Annotated in this window: 17 protein-coding genes; 5 read left to right on the top strand and 12 right to left on the bottom strand. The window is 66.7% G+C overall.

Features of this window, described 5'->3' with window-relative positions:
• Window positions 1-1,455, bottom strand: a complete 1,455-nt coding sequence (locus ACQG3P_RS12295) for a SulP family inorganic anion transporter (protein ID WP_426805210.1) — start codon at window positions 1,453-1,455, stop codon at window positions 1-3.
• A 68-nt stretch (window positions 1,456-1,523) separates the two neighbouring features.
• On the opposite strand from ACQG3P_RS12295, the gene ACQG3P_RS12290 reads away from it, so the two are divergent.
• Window positions 1,524-1,808, top strand: a complete 285-nt coding sequence (locus tag ACQG3P_RS12290; RefSeq protein ID WP_068854122.1) for a putative quinol monooxygenase — start codon at window positions 1,524-1,526, stop codon at window positions 1,806-1,808.
• On the opposite strand, the gene ACQG3P_RS12285 is transcribed toward ACQG3P_RS12290, so the two are convergent.
• The 11 genes from ACQG3P_RS12285 to ACQG3P_RS12235 form a co-directional block, all read right to left on the bottom strand.
• Complete coding sequence (locus ACQG3P_RS12285) at window positions 1,802-3,751, bottom strand: response regulator (RefSeq protein ID WP_426805209.1); 1,950 nt, start codon at window positions 3,749-3,751, stop codon at window positions 1,802-1,804. The two genes, ACQG3P_RS12290 and ACQG3P_RS12285, sit on opposite strands and share 7 nt — an antisense overlap.
• On the bottom strand, window positions 3,738-4,601 hold the full coding sequence (locus ACQG3P_RS12280) for a sensor histidine kinase (RefSeq protein ID WP_426805208.1): 864 nt from the start codon (window positions 4,599-4,601) through the stop codon (window positions 3,738-3,740). The genes ACQG3P_RS12285 and ACQG3P_RS12280 overlap by 14 nt, the downstream gene beginning before the upstream one ends.
• On the bottom strand, window positions 4,598-5,614 hold the full coding sequence (locus tag ACQG3P_RS12275; protein ID WP_426805207.1) for an ATP-binding protein: 1,017 nt from the start codon (window positions 5,612-5,614) through the stop codon (window positions 4,598-4,600). The genes ACQG3P_RS12280 and ACQG3P_RS12275 overlap by 4 nt, the downstream gene beginning before the upstream one ends.
• On the bottom strand, window positions 5,605-6,006 hold the full coding sequence (locus ACQG3P_RS12270; RefSeq protein WP_426805206.1) for an ATP-binding protein: 402 nt from the start codon (window positions 6,004-6,006) through the stop codon (window positions 5,605-5,607). Before ACQG3P_RS12270 ends, ACQG3P_RS12275 begins: the two co-directional genes overlap by 10 nt.
• Window positions 6,003-6,383 carry an STAS domain-containing protein gene (locus ACQG3P_RS12265; protein WP_068854127.1) on the bottom strand — a complete coding sequence of 127 codons (381 nt, stop codon included), beginning with the start codon at window positions 6,381-6,383 and terminating at the stop codon, window positions 6,003-6,005. The genes ACQG3P_RS12270 and ACQG3P_RS12265 overlap by 4 nt, the downstream gene beginning before the upstream one ends.
• Before the next feature lies 1 nt (window position 6,384).
• Window positions 6,385-7,242, bottom strand: a complete 858-nt coding sequence (locus ACQG3P_RS12260) for an STAS domain-containing protein (protein WP_426805205.1) — start codon at window positions 7,240-7,242, stop codon at window positions 6,385-6,387.
• A gap of 205 nt (window positions 7,243-7,447) precedes the next feature.
• Window positions 7,448-7,594 (bottom strand): hypothetical protein, encoded by a 147-nt coding sequence (locus ACQG3P_RS12255; RefSeq protein WP_426805204.1) that lies wholly within the window; start codon window positions 7,592-7,594, stop codon window positions 7,448-7,450.
• Complete coding sequence (locus ACQG3P_RS12250; protein ID WP_426805203.1) at window positions 7,594-8,295, bottom strand: glycosyltransferase; 702 nt, start codon at window positions 8,293-8,295, stop codon at window positions 7,594-7,596. Before ACQG3P_RS12250 ends, ACQG3P_RS12255 begins: the two co-directional genes overlap by 1 nt.
• The gene (locus ACQG3P_RS12245) at window positions 8,292-8,879 is read right to left on the bottom strand and encodes a methyltransferase (protein WP_426805202.1); all 588 of its coding nucleotides are present in this window, start codon (window positions 8,877-8,879) and stop codon (window positions 8,292-8,294) included. The genes ACQG3P_RS12250 and ACQG3P_RS12245 overlap by 4 nt, the downstream gene beginning before the upstream one ends.
• Window positions 8,876-9,634: a PIG-L deacetylase family protein gene (locus tag ACQG3P_RS12240; protein ID WP_426805201.1), complete on the bottom strand. Its 759-nt coding sequence runs from the start codon at window positions 9,632-9,634 to the stop codon at window positions 8,876-8,878. The genes ACQG3P_RS12245 and ACQG3P_RS12240 overlap by 4 nt, the downstream gene beginning before the upstream one ends.
• Window positions 9,622-10,584 carry an acyl-CoA dehydrogenase gene (locus ACQG3P_RS12235; protein ID WP_426805200.1) on the bottom strand — a complete coding sequence of 321 codons (963 nt, stop codon included), beginning with the start codon at window positions 10,582-10,584 and terminating at the stop codon, window positions 9,622-9,624. Before ACQG3P_RS12235 ends, ACQG3P_RS12240 begins: the two co-directional genes overlap by 13 nt.
• Before the next feature lie 345 nt (window positions 10,585-10,929).
• On the opposite strand from ACQG3P_RS12235, the gene ACQG3P_RS12230 reads away from it, so the two are divergent.
• From ACQG3P_RS12230 to ACQG3P_RS12215, 4 genes are read left to right on the top strand one after another with little or no spacing between them, the layout of a single operon-like run.
• Window positions 10,930-13,167: an ATP-binding protein gene (locus ACQG3P_RS12230; protein WP_426805199.1), complete on the top strand. Its 2,238-nt coding sequence runs from the start codon at window positions 10,930-10,932 to the stop codon at window positions 13,165-13,167.
• Window positions 13,164-13,637, top strand: coding sequence for a response regulator (locus ACQG3P_RS12225; protein ID WP_217535648.1), 474 nt, complete (start codon window positions 13,164-13,166; stop codon window positions 13,635-13,637). The genes ACQG3P_RS12230 and ACQG3P_RS12225 overlap by 4 nt, the downstream gene beginning before the upstream one ends.
• Window positions 13,630-16,023 carry a PAS domain-containing protein gene (locus tag ACQG3P_RS12220; protein ID WP_426805198.1) on the top strand — a complete coding sequence of 798 codons (2,394 nt, stop codon included), beginning with the start codon at window positions 13,630-13,632 and terminating at the stop codon, window positions 16,021-16,023. The genes ACQG3P_RS12225 and ACQG3P_RS12220 overlap by 8 nt, the downstream gene beginning before the upstream one ends.
• Before the next feature lie 15 nt (window positions 16,024-16,038).
• A complete protein-coding gene (locus ACQG3P_RS12215) occupies window positions 16,039-16,233 on the top strand; it encodes a hypothetical protein (protein WP_068854137.1) in 195 nt (64 codons plus the stop codon).
• Window positions 16,234-16,408 lie beyond the last annotated feature (175 nt).

The raw sequence follows: 16,408 nt of genomic DNA, 5'->3' as shown, positions 1-16,408 counted from the left end.
TCAGTGAGGCGTACGGCCACCCAGCCGCTCCACCAACGTCTGGCTGGCGGCATTGAGTCCGATCACCTCGACCTGCGCCCCATGCCCGCGCAGTTTGAGGGTAACCCTGTCCAGTGCGCCAACCGCACTCAGGTCCCAGAAGTGCGCCTGGCTGAGGTCGATCCGTACCCGCGCCGGCACTTCCTGGTAATCAAAGCTCTCGCCGAACTGCCCCGCCGAAGCGAAGAACACCTGCCCGGTCGCCGTGTAAGTACGGACTCCGTCGGCATCGGTGTGGTCGGTGACGACCAGCAGCCGACCCACCTTGCGCGCGAAGAACAACGCCGACAGCAGCACTCCGGTCAGCACGCCCTTGGCCAGGTCGTGGGTGGCCACGGTCACCACGACGGTGGCCACCATCACCACCGAGGAGCTCATGGGGTGCACGCGGAACTCGGCAAAGGAACGCCAGTGGAAGGTCCCGATGCTGACCATGATCATCACCGCCACCAACGCGGCCATGGGAATCTGCCGCACCCATTCGTGGCCGTACACCACCAGCAGCAACAGCAGCACGCCTGCCACCAGGCAGGACAACCGGCCACGCCCGCCGGAGGACACATTGATGACCGACTGCCCGATCATCGCGCAGCCACCCATGCCGCCGAACAGGCCAGCGGTGATGTTGGCCAGGCCCTGGCCCGCGCACTCACGGTTGCGCTGGCTCGGGGTGTCGGTCATGTCCTCGACGATCTGCGCGGTCATCATCGACTCCAGCAGGCCCACCACCGCGAGGGTTGCCGAGACCGGCAGCAGCAGCGCCAGCGTGTCCCACGTCATCGGCACATCGGGGAACAGGAACGTGGGCAGGCTGTCGGGCAGTGCGCCCATGTCGCCCACGGTCCGCACTTCCCAGTGCAGCCCGATCGACAGCGCGGTCAGCACCACGATGGCCACCAGCGGCGACGGCACTGCGCGGGTCAACCGCGGCAGCAGGTAGATGATGGCCAGCCCCGCCGCGCACACCGCCCACACCTGCCACGAGCGCCCGATCAGCTCGGGCATCTGTGCCAGGAAAATCAGGATGGCCAGTGCGTTGACGAAGCCGGTGATCACCGAACGCGACACGAACCGCATCAGCGCGCCCAGCTTCAGTGCGCCGGCGATGATCTGCAGCAGGCCGGCCAGGATCGTCGCGGCCAGCAGGTACTGCAGGCCGTGGTCCTTCACCAGGTCCACCATCACCAGCGCCATTGCGCCGGTGGCCGCCGAGATCATGCCCGGCCGGCCGCCTGCGATGGCGGTGACCACGGCGATGCAGAACGACGCATACAGACCCACCTTGGGGTCCACGCCGGCAATGATCGAGAAGGCAATGGCTTCAGGAATCAGCGCCAAGGCGACCACGGTGCCGGAAAGCAGGTCGCCACGGATATTGCCGAGCCACTGCTGGCGCGGGGGATAGGAGACAGACATGGGGGGCCAGGCGGCAGAACGGCGCGCAGGATACCATCGACCCTCCCTCGAGCAGCAGGAAGGCATCCATGTACGGTCTGATCGGAAAGATGAACATCGCTCCCGGCGAGCGCGACGCGGTCATCGCGATCCTGCTGGAGGGCACCCAGGCCATGCCGGGATGCCGCAGCTACGTGGTGGCCAAGGATCCCGCCAATGCCGACGCGATCTGGATCACTGAAGTCTGGGACAGCGCTGAACTCCACCACGCCTCGCTGGCGCTGCCGGGCGTGCAGCAGGCCATTGCCCGGGCACGCCCGCATATCACCGGCTTCGGCGAACGGTTCGAAACCGAACCGGTCGGGGGTTACTGACGGGCGCCGAACATCGCGCCAACGCTGTGCAGCAGCTCGTGCACGCTGAACGGCTTGGGCAGCAGCGACATGCCCTCGCCCAGGAACTCGTTGCGCACGGCGGCGCTTTCCGTATAGCCGGTGATGAACAGCACCGGCAAGCTCGGGCGCAACGCGCGCGCGGCATCGGCCAGATCGCGACCGTTCATGCCGGGCAGGCCGACGTCGGACAACAACAGATCCACGGCCCGCGCTGAATGCAGCTCCAGCAACGCCTGCTGCGCGTTGGTGGCTTCCACGACCTGGTAGCCGACCTCGAGCAGCATCTCGCGCACCATCATCCGCACCGAATCGGTGTCGTCCACCAGCAGGATGCGTTCGGCATGGCCGCGCTGCACCTGCACCTGCGCCGTGGACGCAGACGCCGGCTCGACCTGTTGCTGGCCCTCGGGCAACAGCAGTTCGATCTCGGCACCTTCCCCCTGCTCGCTGGCAATACGGGCGCTGCCGCCGGACTGGCGCGCGAAGCCGTAGGTCATCGACAGGCCCAGGCCGGTGCCTTCGCCCTGCGGCTTGGTGGTGAAGAACGGTTCGAATACCTTGTTGATCAGGTCCAGTGGAATGCCGGTTCCGTTGTCGATCACTTTGATGGTGATGTAGTTGCCCGGCGACAGCTCGTGGTCACGCTCGATCCTCGCGCGGCCCGCGCGGATGCGGATCAGGCCCTGGCCGGCCAGCGCATCGCGCGCGTTGATGACCAGGTTGAGCATGACGTTCTCGAACTGGTTGGGATCGGCCATGGCCACCAGCGGTTCGGCGCCGAGCTCCAGTTCCAGTTCGATGTTCTCGCCGATCGAGCGCCGCAGCATGTCTTCCAGCGAGCGCACGCGGGCAACCACGTCGAACGTCTGCGGGTCCAACGGCTGCTTGCGGGCAAAGGCCAGCATGCGCTGGGTCAGCGCCGCGGCGCGGTGCGCCGAGGCGGTGGCGATGTCGACGTAACGGCTTGCCTTGTCCCACTTGCCGCTGCTGGCGGCCATCTCGATCATGTCCAGGCCGGAGATGATGGTGGTCAGCAGGTTGTTGAAATCATGCGCGATACCGCCGGTCAGCTGGCCAAGCGAATCCATCTTCTGGGCCTGCATCAGCTCCATTTCGGTGCGCTCGCGCTCGGCGATCTGGAAGGCCAGTTCGCTGTTGGCGCTCTCCAGTTCCTGGCGCTGCTCCAGTTCGCGCACGTGGCGCTCGGTGATGTCTTCCACCAGCACCAGGCCAAGTCCAGGAGCGCTGTAGGGCGTCACCCGCCACTCGGTCATGCGCCGGCTGCCCTGCACCTGCAGGGCAAAGGTGCCCTGCCAACGCTCACCTTCGGCCAGCGCCACCTTCAACGCGCTCATCGGCGCGAACTGGTGGTCCAGCAAGGCCTCGATCCGGCCCGGTCCCAGGTCCTCTCCAAGCAGGCGCTTGAAGGCATCGTTGGCTTCATGCACCTGCAGCTGCGCATCCAGGACGGTGATCGGTGCATTGATCTGGCGGAAGATCTCGCCGAAACGCGCTTCGGCATCGCGTAATGCGTCTTCGGCGCGGCGCGCACGCAGCAGGCTGCGCAGCGTGGCCAGCAGCACGTCCGGATCCACCGGGTGCACCAGGTAGGCATCGGCACCGGCGTTGAGGCCGGTGATGAGGTCCCCGGTGGCGATCGAGGCGGCCGAGACATGTACAACCGGCAACAGCTGCATGCGCGGATTCTCGCGCAGCTGGCGAACCACATCGAAACCGCTCATGTCGGGCAGGTTGACGTCCAGCACCAGCGCACCGAAATCCTGCGTGTTGAGCTGGACCAGGCCTTCGGTGCCGGTGCCGGCTTCCTCCACGCGGAAGCCGTGGTGTTCCAGCACCCGGCGCACCGAATAGCGGGTGGCCGCGTTGTCGTCGACGATCAGGATCCGGTCACGCGTCGGCATCGGCAGTCTCCTCGGCAGCCAGCTTCAGCGGCAGCTTCACATGGAACTCCGAACCGACGCCCAGTTCGCTGGTCACCCCCACCTCGCCGCCCAGCAGCTCGGCAAAGCGCTTGCACAGCGACAAGCCCAGGCCGGTGCCGCGCAGACGCTTCTGCAGCGGCGTGTCCACCTGCACGAAATCCTCGAACAGGGTAGGCAGCAGGTCCTGCGGAATGCCGATCCCGGTGTCGCGCACGCTGAAGCACACCGAATGCGCGTCGACCAGTTTGGCCGACACCACCACCTGGCCATTGGGCGTGAATTTGAGCGCGTTGGAAATGAAATTGCGCAGGATCTGCGCCAGCTTCTTGTCATCGGTGTACAGCAGGGGCAACGCCGGCGGATCTTCGAACACCAGGTCGACCTGGTTGCCTTCGATCAGCGGGCGGAACATGCCGCGCAACGCCGAGAACAGGTCCATCAGGTCGAACCAGTCCGGCGAAATGGTGATTCGACCGGCTTCGATCTTGGCGAGGTCGAGCAGGTCGTCGACCATTTCGCGCAGCTCGCTCGCCGACCCGCTGATGAAGCGCACCTGGCGGCGCTGCTCTTCGGTGAGCGGGCCGTCCATGCCGTCTTCCAGCAGCCGGGTCATGCTCAGTATCGAGCCCAGCGGCGTGCGGAACTCATGGCTCATGTAGGACAGGAACCGGCTCTTGAGCTCGGAGACCTCGCGCAGCTGCTCGGCCTGCTGGTCCAGTTCGGCGTACAGGGCCAGCACGCCCTGGTTGGTTTCCTCAAGCTCCGCGCGCAGGGCATCGGCCTGCGTGCGGAGCTGGACGATTTCCTGTTCGGGGGGAAGCGCGTTCAATGCAGGTCTCCGAGCCGCAGGGCGATGATGCCGGTGTCGTCGCGGCCACGATCGAAATCGCGCTGCAGCACCGCCACTATAAGCGCCGGGTGGCGATGGAACAGGCCGGGGTAGTCGCGCAGGCTCCAACGCGCCTGCAATCCATCACTGTGCATGAGCAGCAGCGTGCCTTCCGGCGCGTGAAAATGGAATGGTTGCGCCTTGCGGAACTGCACCCCGACGATGCCCGGGTGCGAGGCCATGCCACGGGTCGTGGTCGCCTCGTGCAGGCCCGCCGAAATGTTTCCGATGCCGGCAAACTGGACCGCGCCGCTGGCAAGATCCACGCTGGCAACCGCCGCGGCCCCGCCCCGGGTACCGGACATGCCGGCATGCATCGCCGCGATCAGGTCCGCCGGTGCAAGCGCCCCGCGCGCGGCTGCGACCGCCACGCCGGCCTGGGCGGCATCGGCCGCCGGCAGCCCGTGCCCGAGGCCATCGATCAGCGTCACGGCCACCGACTGGGCATCGGCACGCAGGTGCCAGGCGTCACCGCAGGCCACCTCATGGCGCATGGCCAGGCGCAGCGCACCGTAGGGCACGTCCACGTCGCGGGCAACGCGGCTGGCGTAGACGCGCGCCACCACCACGCAGCCCTTGTCGTCGGACCAGGCATCGAGCACGGTGGCCTGGCGCCGTATTGCGCCGAGGCCCAAACCCTGCGTACCGCCGGTCGAATAGCCGTCAGGCAGGGACTGCGCCAGCGAGAAGCCCGGCCCGGCATCGAGGGTGCACAGTTCGATGCCCTCACCGCCGCGACCGCACACCACTGACAGGTACATGCGCCCGCCGCGTCCGTGCTTGATCACATTGGTGGCCAGCTCGGTGGCGGCCAGGGCCACCCGGCCAGCATCCATTTCATCGAAGCCGATGCCATCGGCCATGGCCAGCGCTTCGCGCCGGGCCTGCCCTACCTGCGAGACTTCTTCCACCACCACGACCCGGGTAAGGCGGCCGGAGAAATTCAGATCCATTTGGTGATGGCAACCCGGGTGCCCTTGCCGGGTTCGCTCTCCAGTTCGAACTGGTCCACCAGCCGGCGCGAGCCGGACAGGCCCAGCCCCATGCCGCTGCCCGAGGTCCAGCCATCGGTCAGGGCCTGGGCGATATCGGGAATGCCGGGACCATTGTCGGAGAACACCAGGCGCAGCCCGCGGCGGATGCCGCTGTCCACCACCTCCCATTCCATGCTGCCACCGCCGCCATAGATCACGGCGTTGCGGGCCAGTTCGCTGGCGGCAGTGACCAGTTTGGTCTGGTCGATGAGCCGCATCCTGCATGCCACGGCCGCCTGCCGGGCAGCCTGGCGTGCCAGCACCACGTCCTGCTCGACGCGGATCGGCAAGGATCCACTGACGTCGGTCATGGCGACTCTTCGTCGGGTTGCTGCAGCAGGTCCATGCGCAGCAGTTCCATGCCACGTTCGACATTCAGCGCGGTGCGCACCCCGGTCAGGGTCAGGCCCAGCTCAACCAGCGTGATCGCCACGGCCGGCTGCATGCCCACCACCACCGTGGTGGCATCCATGATCCGAGCCAGTGACGAAATGGTGGAAATCATCCGGCCAATGAAGGAATCGACGATGTCCAACGCGGAAATGTCGATCAACACGCCGCGCGCAGAGGTCTTTTGAATACGTTCGGTCAGGTCGTCCTGCAGGGTCAGCGCAAGCTGGTCGTGCATGTCCACCTGGATGGTCACCAGCAGCAGATCGCCCATCTGCAGGATCGGGATGCGGTCCATTTCAGCGCGCCGCCTTGGTCACCGTCTGGCCGGTGCGCTTGAGCGCCAGTGCCAATGCGTCGGCCAGGTTGGCCTTGGTGACGATGCCCTGCAGGTCCAGGCCCAGGTGCACGATGGTCTGTGCGATCTGGGGGCGCACGCCACTGATGATGGCGTCGGCGCCCATCAGGCGGATGGCGGTAACGGTCTTGAGCAGGTGCTGGGCGACCAGCGTGTCCACGGTGGGCACGCCGGTGATGTCGATGATGGCGATTTCCGAACCGGTGTCGACGATCCGCTGCAGCAGCGATTCCATCACCACCTGGGTGCGCTGCGAATCGAGGGTGCCGATCATCGGCAGGGCCAGCACGCCCTCCCACAGCTTCACCACCGGGGTGGACAGCTCCAGCATTTCTTCCTGCTGGCGCTGGATCACATCCTCGCGGGTCTTCTGGTAGACCTTGACGCTGTGCAGGCCAAGCCCGTCGATGAGTTCTGAAATCGCCCACAGCTGATCGCCGACCGCCTTGGGGTCGTCGGCGAAGTTCTGCTGGACCAGCTCGAACAGCGGGCGCTTGAGCGAGAACAGGAAGCTGGCGGTTTCCGAGGAGCTGAAGCCCTTGAGCACGCGGTCACGCGAGAGCTGTTCGAGGAACTGGCGGGTGTCCTGCCATTCGCTGCCGGCCACGTCCGTACCGGAGGTGGACAGCGCGGCCTGGAACAGCCGCCAGAACTCGCGCACCTGGGTATCCAGCTCACGCGCGGACAAGCGGCTGTCCTGGCTCTGGCCGGCGCCGGCCAGCTGTTCCACCCACTGCGCCACCACGGCGTCCTGGTGGCTGCGGATGAGGTCGATGGTGCGCTGCTGCAAAGCCGCCATGGGGGTGGTTTCCTGCTGGGAAGGTGGGAAAGCCCCGCCACGAGGACGTGACGGGGCTTGGTTTCACCTGAGCTTAAATGAATTCAGGTAGCCGAACCATCACAACAACCGAAGACCCGTGAAGGTTGCGCGCACAAACCTGACCAATTCAGAATTCAGCCGCCGCGACTCACTTGACCGGTGTTCCTCGCTGTCTTCCGACGCTTCAGCGCGAGGACCTGTCCCACCACGGCGGTGAGCAGGAGACGCCCTCCGCCGATCCCGCCTGATGCTGCTTGTAGATCTGGCGTCCCAGCGTGGCCACCAGCACAAGCGTGGCGGCCCAGCCCAGCAGGTCGGCCGGCTGCTCCATCACTCCGGCACCAGCTGCGCGGGACGCAGTGCCACACCGCTCCCCAGGACCTCGCGCTCCAGCGCGCGCAGGAAACTGCTGAACCCATGCGGCGCACGCGCGCTGCGGCGGGCGCTGGTCGCGACCACCGGCCGCGCCAGCCAGGCAATGCGGGCGCCGCTGCCGGCCAGCGCCTCTACCAGGGCCACGTCCTCCCCGGTGCGGAGCGGAGGAAAGCCGCCCACGGCACGGTAGGCCGCCGCGCTCAGGCCGAGGTTGGCGCCATGCACATGCCGATGACCGTCGCGCATCGCCTCGCGCCCGGAGAAGGCGGTGCGTACCACGTCGGGATAGTCCAGCCAGTCCACGACCTCGACCACGCCACAGAACGCATCGGCGCCGCAGCGCAGCTGCCGCCACAACCAGTCCGCGGGCACTTCGGTATCGGCATCGGTGCTGGCGATCCAGCGCGCGCCGCGCGCAAGCGCGTGCTCGGCCGCAGCCGCCCGCGCAGTGCCGACGCAGCGGGCGGCCACTTCAAGGGTGGTCGCGCCGTGCGCGGCGCACACGGCGGCGGTGTCGTCTGTACAGGCATCCAGCGCGACCACGGTAATGACCGCTTCGCCGCGCAGGCGCGGGTCCGCCGCCGCGGCCGTAATGGACGCCAGGCAGCGCCCGATGGCATGCGCTTCGTCATGTGCCGGTACGATCACGGCGATCATCGCAACCCCTCCCAGCGCGCCACGCTGACCGGTTCGGCACTCCAGCCCTGCAGCAGCATGTCGGCGTCCTGGTAGAAGAAGGCTTCTTCAAGACCACGCGCAAACGCGCGGTGCACCTGCGCGGCGGAGGTGCGGGCCTCGGCGAACGGATGCACCCAATGGCAGGCCAGCAGCAGCCCGTCGTCCGCCAGGCTTCCGCGCAGTTGCGTTGCCATAGTCACCACGTCCTGCGGGGACAGGTAATAGCCCACCTCGCTCACCACGATCAGGTCGAACTGGCCTTGCGGCCACTGGTCGGGATGGCTGGCCTGCTGCAGCCGCACGTTGGCATGCGCCTGCGTCGACACCGACGCTTCGGCCAGCGCCGCGGCGCTGAGATCGGTGGCCAGCAGCGCATCGCACCGCGCCGCAAGCTCCGCCGTCAACACGCCGTTGGAACAGCCCAGTTCCCACCCGTTTCGGTAACGCTGGCGCGGCAGGCTGGCCAGGGTGAGGGCGCGCTTGCGCGCTTCGTACCAACGATCGCGGTACTGGAAGGGATCGGGGTGCTGGTAGATCTGCTCGAAGTAAGCGGCGGTGTTCATCCGATCAGCACCTCGAACGGACGCCGGAACCTGGCCAGCACGTGGTCAGGGAGCACGGGCTCACGGTCCAGTCCCGCAACCTCTCCGGTCTGGGTGGCGAATGCCGCCATCGCCTGACGCTTGCGCGCCTGGGAATCGGCGCACAAGGCAATGCGTTGGGCACTCGACCACGGCCCTACCGGCGCCTCGGCATCCAGCCAGTGCCAGGCCCAGACCGGGTACTGCAGGAACCGCGCCCCGCAACTGGCCGCCGCCGCGCGGGCGGCACGACCGGCCGCTTCGTGATCAGGGTGGGCATCGTGTACCCAAGGGCCGACGACCACGTCGCCGGGCGACAGCCATGCGGCGAGGTGGGAGGCGAGGTCGGTTTCATGCCGGGCAATGCCACCATCCGGCAGGCCCAGCGCGGTGACATGGGTGGCGTCCATGCCCAAAGCCTGCATGGCATTGGCCAGTTCGCGGCGCCGGGCATCGCGGAGCCGAGCCCCTGGCCACTGCGGGTGGTCGGGATAACAGGCCTCACCATCGCTGACCGAGACCACCTGGACCGCACAGCCCTGTGCCAACGCCGCCTGCATAAGGCCTCCACAGCCGAGCACCTCGTCATCCGGATGCGGTGAAACGACCACCAGGCGGCGCGCACCCAGCAGCACCGTATCGGCCTCCACCATGGGCAACGCATCCAGCCAGGTGCAGGCTTCCCACGCCGATTCCAGCGTGCCGCGCCCTTCGATGCGCACGGTTACAGCGTCCATGGTTGCTCCTGGCGCTGGATCGCGCGACCGAGTTCGGCCCAGTCGCGGTCGGCGTGGCTCTGCCGGATGAAGACGGTAAGATCCGCCCAGCGCTGGGCGTGGCCGGGATCCAGGCACATGGGCGCAGGGCCCAGCGCGCGTCCGACCGCATCAAGCACCTGCACACAGGCGCGCTCCACGACGCTGCGCACGCGGGTCACGTCGGACGTGTGCGGCTGCGATGGCATCGCATCGATCCAGGCAGCCAGTTCGCGCAGCAGCGCCGCCGACGCCTGCAGCGCCATGTCCACCTGGCCAAGCAATGCAGCGGCCTGGGCGTTGTCGTCTACGCGCGGCGAGCGCTGCAGCGGTGAGGCCAACGCAACCGCGGCGCCATACCAGCACGCGGCGATACCGGCACCGCCATGCCAGAAGCCCGGGCGCGCGAGGTAGGCGCCGGGCGCGCCTATGGGCTCGGCGCGTACGTGGTCGAACTGCACCGTGCCGCTTGGAATGCCGCCCATGCCGGTGGCATGCCAGCTCTGCGGCTGCAACAGGATGCCGGGCGCGTCAGTGCGCAGGCACACCAGCCGGGACGCGTCGCCGCAGTGGGCAGTGACCAACGCCACATCGACCAGACCGGCGCCGGAGCACCAGGGCTTGGCGCCAGTTACCGTGCCCGTCGCTTCGTCATAGCACAGCCTGGCCTGGGGACCTTCCGCCGCCCAGACCGCCGCAAGCGTCCCGTCCGCCAAGGGAGCCGAATGCAGGTCGGCCAGGATCGCCTGTGCGTCGTAATGGGCCTCCATCACCTTCGCCACGCACAGATCGCGCCCGGCAATGGCAGCCAACGCCCGCCAGCGCTCCAGCGTATGTCCACGCCCGGGCAGCGGCAGCGACGGCTGGCGTGCCAGCACCTGTCGTGCGGCGGACTCCAACGCGGGCGCGGCATGGTCGACAATCTGATCCATATATATAACCGGTGGAACCGTGTTCTTCGGGCGGGTCAGGCAAGGGATACCGTGCCCTGCGTAGCCGGGTGGTGACCGCGATGTGTGGGCACCGTGCAGCGCGTGCGGACATCGCCCTCACCTTGTCGCGCCCAAGCTCGGATTCCGCACCCACTGAGGCGACTTCCATGGCCCCCCCCCCTGAGCGGCCATTGCCTCCGTTCCTCACGGATCGGGGAGCAGTGATATGCGAAGCTATGCGGGTGGGCCCCTGACGGCGGCGTGGACCCCCGTGCCCGCCGATACAGGGCTGCTCCAGTGGTTGAACAGCGTCTTTTGATTACGGTACCCGGTGGGGGTCAACGAATGTCGTCCTGGAAAGTGAGTGAACCCGCGTTGGATCTCAACAGCTGTGCCAGAGAGCCGATACGCACTCCGGGAGCGATTCAACCCTACGGCCTGATCCTCGTCCTCGACCCGGCGACCCTGCGGGTCAAGGAACGCGCGCTGTCGCGCCCGGACCTCATCGAGACCTTCGGCGACCCGCTTGGCCAGACGGTGGATGTGGTGCTGGGCGCCACGCTGGCCGCCTGCCGACCGACCCTTGAGGCGCTCAAGCCGGACACCTCCCAGTTCCTGGGCGCACACACGATCGGTGAACATGGCAGGCACCAGGTGCTGGCCCATCGGACCGGCAACGATCTCATCGTGGAGCTTGAGGAGCCGGTGTCCGGTGAACCGGGCTCGCTTGAAGACCTGTACCCGGCGATCCGCCGCTTCATGGGTGCCATCGAGCGGGTGGCCAGCACGCAGGAACTGTGCGAGCTCGCCGCCGTGCAGATCCGCGAGCTGACCGGTTTCGACCGGACCCTGGTCTATCAGTTCGACAAGGAATGGAATGGCGCGGTTGTCGCCGAGGATGGCAACGGGGTTCTGCCCAGCTACCTGGACCTGCGCTTCCCCGAATCGGATATCCCCGCGCAGGCGCGCGCGCTATACCGGCAGAACCGCGTCCGCCTGATCGCCGACAGCGATTACCAGGCCGTACCGCTGGTGCGCGACGCCGCCAACGCCGATGCCCCGCCCACCGACCTCAGCCCCTCCATGCTGCGCAGCGTGTCGCCGGTGCACCTGCAGTACATGCGCAACATGGGCACGGGCGCATCGATGTCGGTGTCGCTGCTGCGCGAAGGCGAACTGTGGGGGCTGATTTCCTGCCACAACCAGGCGCCCAAGCGTGTTCCCTACCATGTGCGCACCGCCTGCGAGTTCATCGGCCAGATCCTGTCGCTGCAGATCACGCTGAAGGAACGCGCGGCCTTGGTCGAAGAACGCATCGCCCGCCGCGCGATCCAGGTGCGCCTGCTCGGCCGCATGGCCGGCGACCAGGATTTCATGGCCGCGCTGGGCCGGGACCAGCAGAGCCTGCTTGCGCTGACCCAGTCCGCCGGCGCGGCGATCGTGCATCGCGGCGAGTGCATCCTGCATGGCGAGTGCCCTGACGAACCGCAGGTGATGTCGCTGGTGCAGTGGCTGACGGCGCAGCAGCATGACGGGGACCTGGTCTGTACCGACCGGCTGCCGCTGGAATGGGCGCCGGCCGATGCCTTCGCCGACGTCGCCAGCGGCGTGCTCGCCATTTCCATTTCCCAGATCCACGACAGCTACGTGCTGTGGTTCCGGCCCGAGGTCGTGCGTACCGTGCGCTGGGGCGGTGACCCTCGCAAGGAAGATACCGGCCTGCCGCTGTCCCCGCGCACCTCGTTCGAGGGCTGGAAGGAAACGGTACGCAAGCAGTCTCTGCCCTGGAACGACGTGGATCGCGACGCGGCGCTGGAATTACGTACCGCCATTGTCGACATCGTGCTGCGCAAGGCCGAGGAAATGGCCGCGCTCAACGAACAGCTCCTGCGCAGCAACAAGGAGCTGGAGGCGTTCTCCTATTCAGTCAGCCACGACCTGCGCGCACCGTTCCGCCACATCGTCGGCTATTCGGAGCTGCTGTGGGCCTCGGCCGGCGAGCGGCTAAACGATTCAGAAAAGAGATTTCTCGACACCATCGTTGAATCTGCACAATCGGCCGGAACACTGGTTGACGACCTGCTCAGCTTCTCGCAGATGGGCAGGTCCACGATGGGTCAGATCGCAATGGACATGACCGCCCTGGTCGAGGACGTCCGGCACAAGCTGGACATGGAATACGACGGCCGCACCATCCACTGGGTGGTGCCGCATCTGCCGCGCGTTCAGGCCGACCCGGGCATGCTGCGCCTGGTCTGGCAGAACCTGCTCTCCAACGCGATCAAATTCACCCGCGATACGCCCAACACGGTCATCGAAGTGGGCCACTACCGCACCGATACCGAAAACGTGTTCTACGTCCAGGACAACGGCTGCGGCTTCGACATGCGCTACGTGGACAAGCTCTTTGGCGTGTTCCAGCGCCTGCACCATGCCGACGAGTACGAAGGCACCGGCATCGGCCTGGCCAACGTGCACCGCATCATCACCCGCCACGGCGGCAGGACCTGGGCGGAAGGCCAGGTGGGAGTGGGCGCCAAATTCTATTTCACCATTCCCTTTGCTACTGGAGACAAAGTATGAGAGATCTGCGGCCGATTCTGCTCGTGGAAGACAATCCGAAGGACGCTGAGCTGACGATGGCTGCACTAGCCCGTTGCCAGCTGCTGAACGATGTCACCCATGTGCGGGACGGTGTGGAGGCGCTGGAGTACCTGCGTACCGAGGGCCGGTACGAGGGCGCCATGCACGGCGGCCCGGTGGTGGTGCTGCTGGACCTCAAACTGCCCAAGCTCAACGGGCTGGAAGTACTCAGGGAAATCCGCGGCGATGCCGCGATCAGCAGCACCCCGGTGGTGATGCTGACCTCCTCGCGAGAGGAGCAGGACCTGATCCGCAGCTACGAGTTGGGCGTGAACGCCTTCGTGGTCAAGCCGGTCGATTTCAAGGAATTCCTGGAAGCCATCCAGGGGCTGGGCATGTTCTGGGGCATCACCAACCAGCCGCCGCCGCACGGCACACTGTTTGGCGCGAAGAGTCGAAAAGATGGCTGAGGATGTAACCGGCAAGCCGATCCGCATTCTGATGGTGGAGGACAGCGCGCTGGACGCGGAGCTGATCACCCTTCAGCTCAGCCGCGCCGGCCTGCCCTTCACTGCGGAGCGCACCTGGTCGGACCAGGGAATGCGCGATGCACTGGCGAACAACGACTTCGATGTGATCCTGGCCGACCATGTGCTGCCCGGTTTCAGCGGCGACCTGGCCTTGGTGCTGGCCACCGACGTCGCGCCCGAAGTGCCTTTCATCTTCGTCTCCGGCACCTTGACCGAGGAACTCGCGGTCGAGGCGCTCAAGCGCGGCGCCCGCGACTACGTGGTCAAGTCGCGCCTGCAGCGCCTGCCCGAGGCCGTGTTGCGCGCGATCAACGAAGCCAAGGAGCGCCGCAGGCTGCGCCGGGTGGAAACCGAGCTGCACGAAAGCCACCGTCGGCTGGGCCTGATCACCGATTCGCTGCCGGCCCTGATTGCGTATCTCGATCGCGGGCACCACTACCGCTTCGCCAACCAGGCCTACGTCGAATGGCATGGCCTGGCGCCGGAAGACGTGGTCGGCCTGCACGCCCGCGAGCTCGTCGGTGATGAAGGCTTCGCGCTGCTGCAGGAGCATTTCGACAAGGTCCTGACCGGACAGAAGGTCAGTTTCGAGGCGCTCACCCCCCGCCGCGCCGGCGCACCGCGCTACGCCCAGGTGGACTTCGTACCCGAGCTGGATGCCGACGGGTCGGTCATGGGCTACTACGCCATGGCCCGCGACATCAGCGAGCTCAAGCACGCCCAGGCCCTGCTGAAAGCCAGCAACGAATCACTGGAGCGCCAGGTCAACGAACGCACCTCTGCCCTGCACCGCAGCGAAAGCCGCCTGCAGGCGCTGTTCGAATCCAGCTTCCAGCACCAGAACCTGCTGACCCTGGATGGGCACATCATCGACACCAACTCCGCCTCGCTGGCCGCGATCCTGGCCACGAAGGAGGATGTCCGCGGCGCGCTGTACTGCGAATCGGCCTGGTTCGCCAATACCGAAGGCGTGCCGGCCATCGTCTGCCAGGCCGTGCTGGAGGCGGCCGCAGGCAATGCTTCGCGGCATGAGCTGGACCTGCTGCTTCCCACCGGCAAACGCACCTTCGAGTTCTCGTTCCGCCCATTGCTCGACCACCAGGGCACGATCACCGCCGTGGTTTCCGAGGCGGTGGAAACCACCGCGCGCCGCCAGGCCGAGGAAGCACTGCGGCAGAGCCAGAAGATCGAAGCCGTGGGCCAGCTCACCGGCGGCATCGCGCATGACTTCAACAACATCCTGACCGTGATCGCTGGCAACGTGGAGTACGCCAAGCTGCTCACCGAACGTCTGGGCGATGTGGCGGACGGCTCCACGCGCGCGCTGGACAACGCCCTGAAGGGCGTGATGCGCGCGGCCAATGTCACCCAGCGGCTGCTTGCGTTCTCGCGCCGGCAACCCCTGCGCAGCCTGCCGGTCGACCTCAATGCACAGCTGCGCGGCATGGAAGACATGCTGCACCGTTCGCTGGGCGAGCTGGTGCAGCTGGAAATCGTGCACCACCCGGACATCTGGTGCGTGGAAGTGGACCCCAGCCAGCTGGAGGCATCCGTGCTCAACCTGGCGGTCAACGCCCGCGATGCCATGCCGGAAGGCGGCCGCCTGGTGATCGAAGTGGACAACGCCCACCTGGACAATGACTTCACCGCGCAGAACCCCGACGTTCCGCCGGGCCATTACGCAATGCTGCGGGTCAAGGACACCGGCCACGGCATGTCCGCCGAGACGCTGACCCGCGTGTTCGAACCATTCTTCACCACCAAGGAAGTTGGGCGCGGCACTGGCCTGGGCCTGTCCATGGTGTACGGCTTCGTCAAGCAGTCCGGCGGCCACGTGCTGGTGGATTCCGCGCCCGGTGCCGGCACATCGATCACCCTGCTGTTCCCGCGTTCGGCAGCCGAGCTGCCGCAGGCCGGCCAGACCGAGCACCGGGGCCTGGGCGGTTACGAGATGCAGGAGGAGGCCACGGTGCTGGTCGCCGAGGACAACGACGACGTGCGCGCGTATACCGTGGACACGCTGCGGCAGCTGGGTTATCGCGTGCTTGAAGCACACGACGGCGCCTCGGCCATGCGCCTGCTCGAGCGCACCGACGTGGACGTGGACCTGTTGTTCTCGGACATCGTGATGCCCGGCATGTCCGGTTGGGAACTGGCCAAACGCGCGCTGGCGCACAAGCCGGCGCTGCGGGTGCTGTTCACGTCCGGCTACCCGCGCGACATCGACGCCAGCGGCGCGGTGGGTCGCAACATCGCCATCCTGGGCAAACCGTTCACCCGCAGCGACCTGGCGCGCTCGATCCGCGGATCGCTGCAGGACGAATGACACGAGACCGTTCCCATGACGCCGCTCGACAAACCCCTGCGCCGCGAAATCCAGATCGGCGATGAGTCCTACACCCTGACCCTCGACCCCGAGGGTCTCAAGCTGGTGCGCAAAGGCCACCGCAAGGGGCTGGATCTGCGCTGGGTGGACCTGGTCAGCGGCGATGCGGCCCTCGCGGCCGCGTTGCAGGCATCGCTGGAAGCGCCCTGATTCCAGCGGGCTGACAGGCCAGATCTGTCCAGATTCGCGGCACCGATCTCATTACACATGAGATCCCAATCACACTTTTCTCCACTTTGCCGGATTCATCAGGGGCGGATGCGGGCCGTTTTTGCCTCACGCCTCTCGAACGAATGAGGTCAGAACGAAAGATACGTTGCAGTAT

Origin of the sequence: Stenotrophomonas sp. SrG (genome assembly GCF_050031795.1) — a bacterium.
GTDB lineage: Bacteria > Pseudomonadota > Gammaproteobacteria > Xanthomonadales > Xanthomonadaceae > Stenotrophomonas > Stenotrophomonas rhizophila_A.
The sequence above is the reverse complement of the archived record's forward strand: the minus strand, read 5'-3'. Positions and strand labels throughout refer to the sequence as shown.

What these genes read in the sequence shown, in the direction of transcription:
- ACQG3P_RS12295 (WP_426805210.1), bottom strand. Translation starts at nt 1,455, where the DNA reads ATGTCTGTCTCCTATCCCCCGCGCCAGCAGTGGCTCGGCAATATCCGT.
- ACQG3P_RS12290 (WP_068854122.1), top strand. Translation starts at nt 1,524, where the DNA reads ATGTACGGTCTGATCGGAAAGATGAACATCGCTCCCGGCGAGCGCGAC.
- ACQG3P_RS12235 (WP_426805200.1), bottom strand. Translation starts at nt 10,584, where the DNA reads ATGGATCAGATTGTCGACCATGCCGCGCCCGCGTTGGAGTCCGCCGCA.
- ACQG3P_RS12275 (WP_426805207.1), bottom strand. Translation starts at nt 5,614, where the DNA reads ATGGATCTGAATTTCTCCGGCCGCCTTACCCGGGTCGTGGTGGTGGAA.
- ACQG3P_RS12270 (WP_426805206.1), bottom strand. Translation starts at nt 6,006, where the DNA reads ATGACCGACGTCAGTGGATCCTTGCCGATCCGCGTCGAGCAGGACGTG.
- ACQG3P_RS12215 (WP_068854137.1), top strand. Translation starts at nt 16,039, where the DNA reads ATGACGCCGCTCGACAAACCCCTGCGCCGCGAAATCCAGATCGGCGAT.
- ACQG3P_RS12285 (WP_426805209.1), bottom strand. Translation starts at nt 3,751, where the DNA reads ATGCCGACGCGTGACCGGATCCTGATCGTCGACGACAACGCGGCCACC.
- ACQG3P_RS12230 (WP_426805199.1), top strand. Translation starts at nt 10,930, where the DNA reads ATGTCGTCCTGGAAAGTGAGTGAACCCGCGTTGGATCTCAACAGCTGT.
- ACQG3P_RS12260 (WP_426805205.1), bottom strand. Translation starts at nt 7,242, where the DNA reads ATGGCGGCTTTGCAGCAGCGCACCATCGACCTCATCCGCAGCCACCAG.
- ACQG3P_RS12225 (WP_217535648.1), top strand. Translation starts at nt 13,164, where the DNA reads ATGAGAGATCTGCGGCCGATTCTGCTCGTGGAAGACAATCCGAAGGAC.
- ACQG3P_RS12240 (WP_426805201.1), bottom strand. Translation starts at nt 9,634, where the DNA reads ATGGACGCTGTAACCGTGCGCATCGAAGGGCGCGGCACGCTGGAATCG.
- ACQG3P_RS12245 (WP_426805202.1), bottom strand. Translation starts at nt 8,879, where the DNA reads ATGAACACCGCCGCTTACTTCGAGCAGATCTACCAGCACCCCGATCCC.
- ACQG3P_RS12255 (WP_426805204.1), bottom strand. Translation starts at nt 7,594, where the DNA reads ATGGAGCAGCCGGCCGACCTGCTGGGCTGGGCCGCCACGCTTGTGCTG.
- ACQG3P_RS12220 (WP_426805198.1), top strand. Translation starts at nt 13,630, where the DNA reads ATGGCTGAGGATGTAACCGGCAAGCCGATCCGCATTCTGATGGTGGAG.
- ACQG3P_RS12250 (WP_426805203.1), bottom strand. Translation starts at nt 8,295, where the DNA reads ATGATCGCCGTGATCGTACCGGCACATGACGAAGCGCATGCCATCGGG.
- ACQG3P_RS12265 (WP_068854127.1), bottom strand. Translation starts at nt 6,383, where the DNA reads ATGGACCGCATCCCGATCCTGCAGATGGGCGATCTGCTGCTGGTGACC.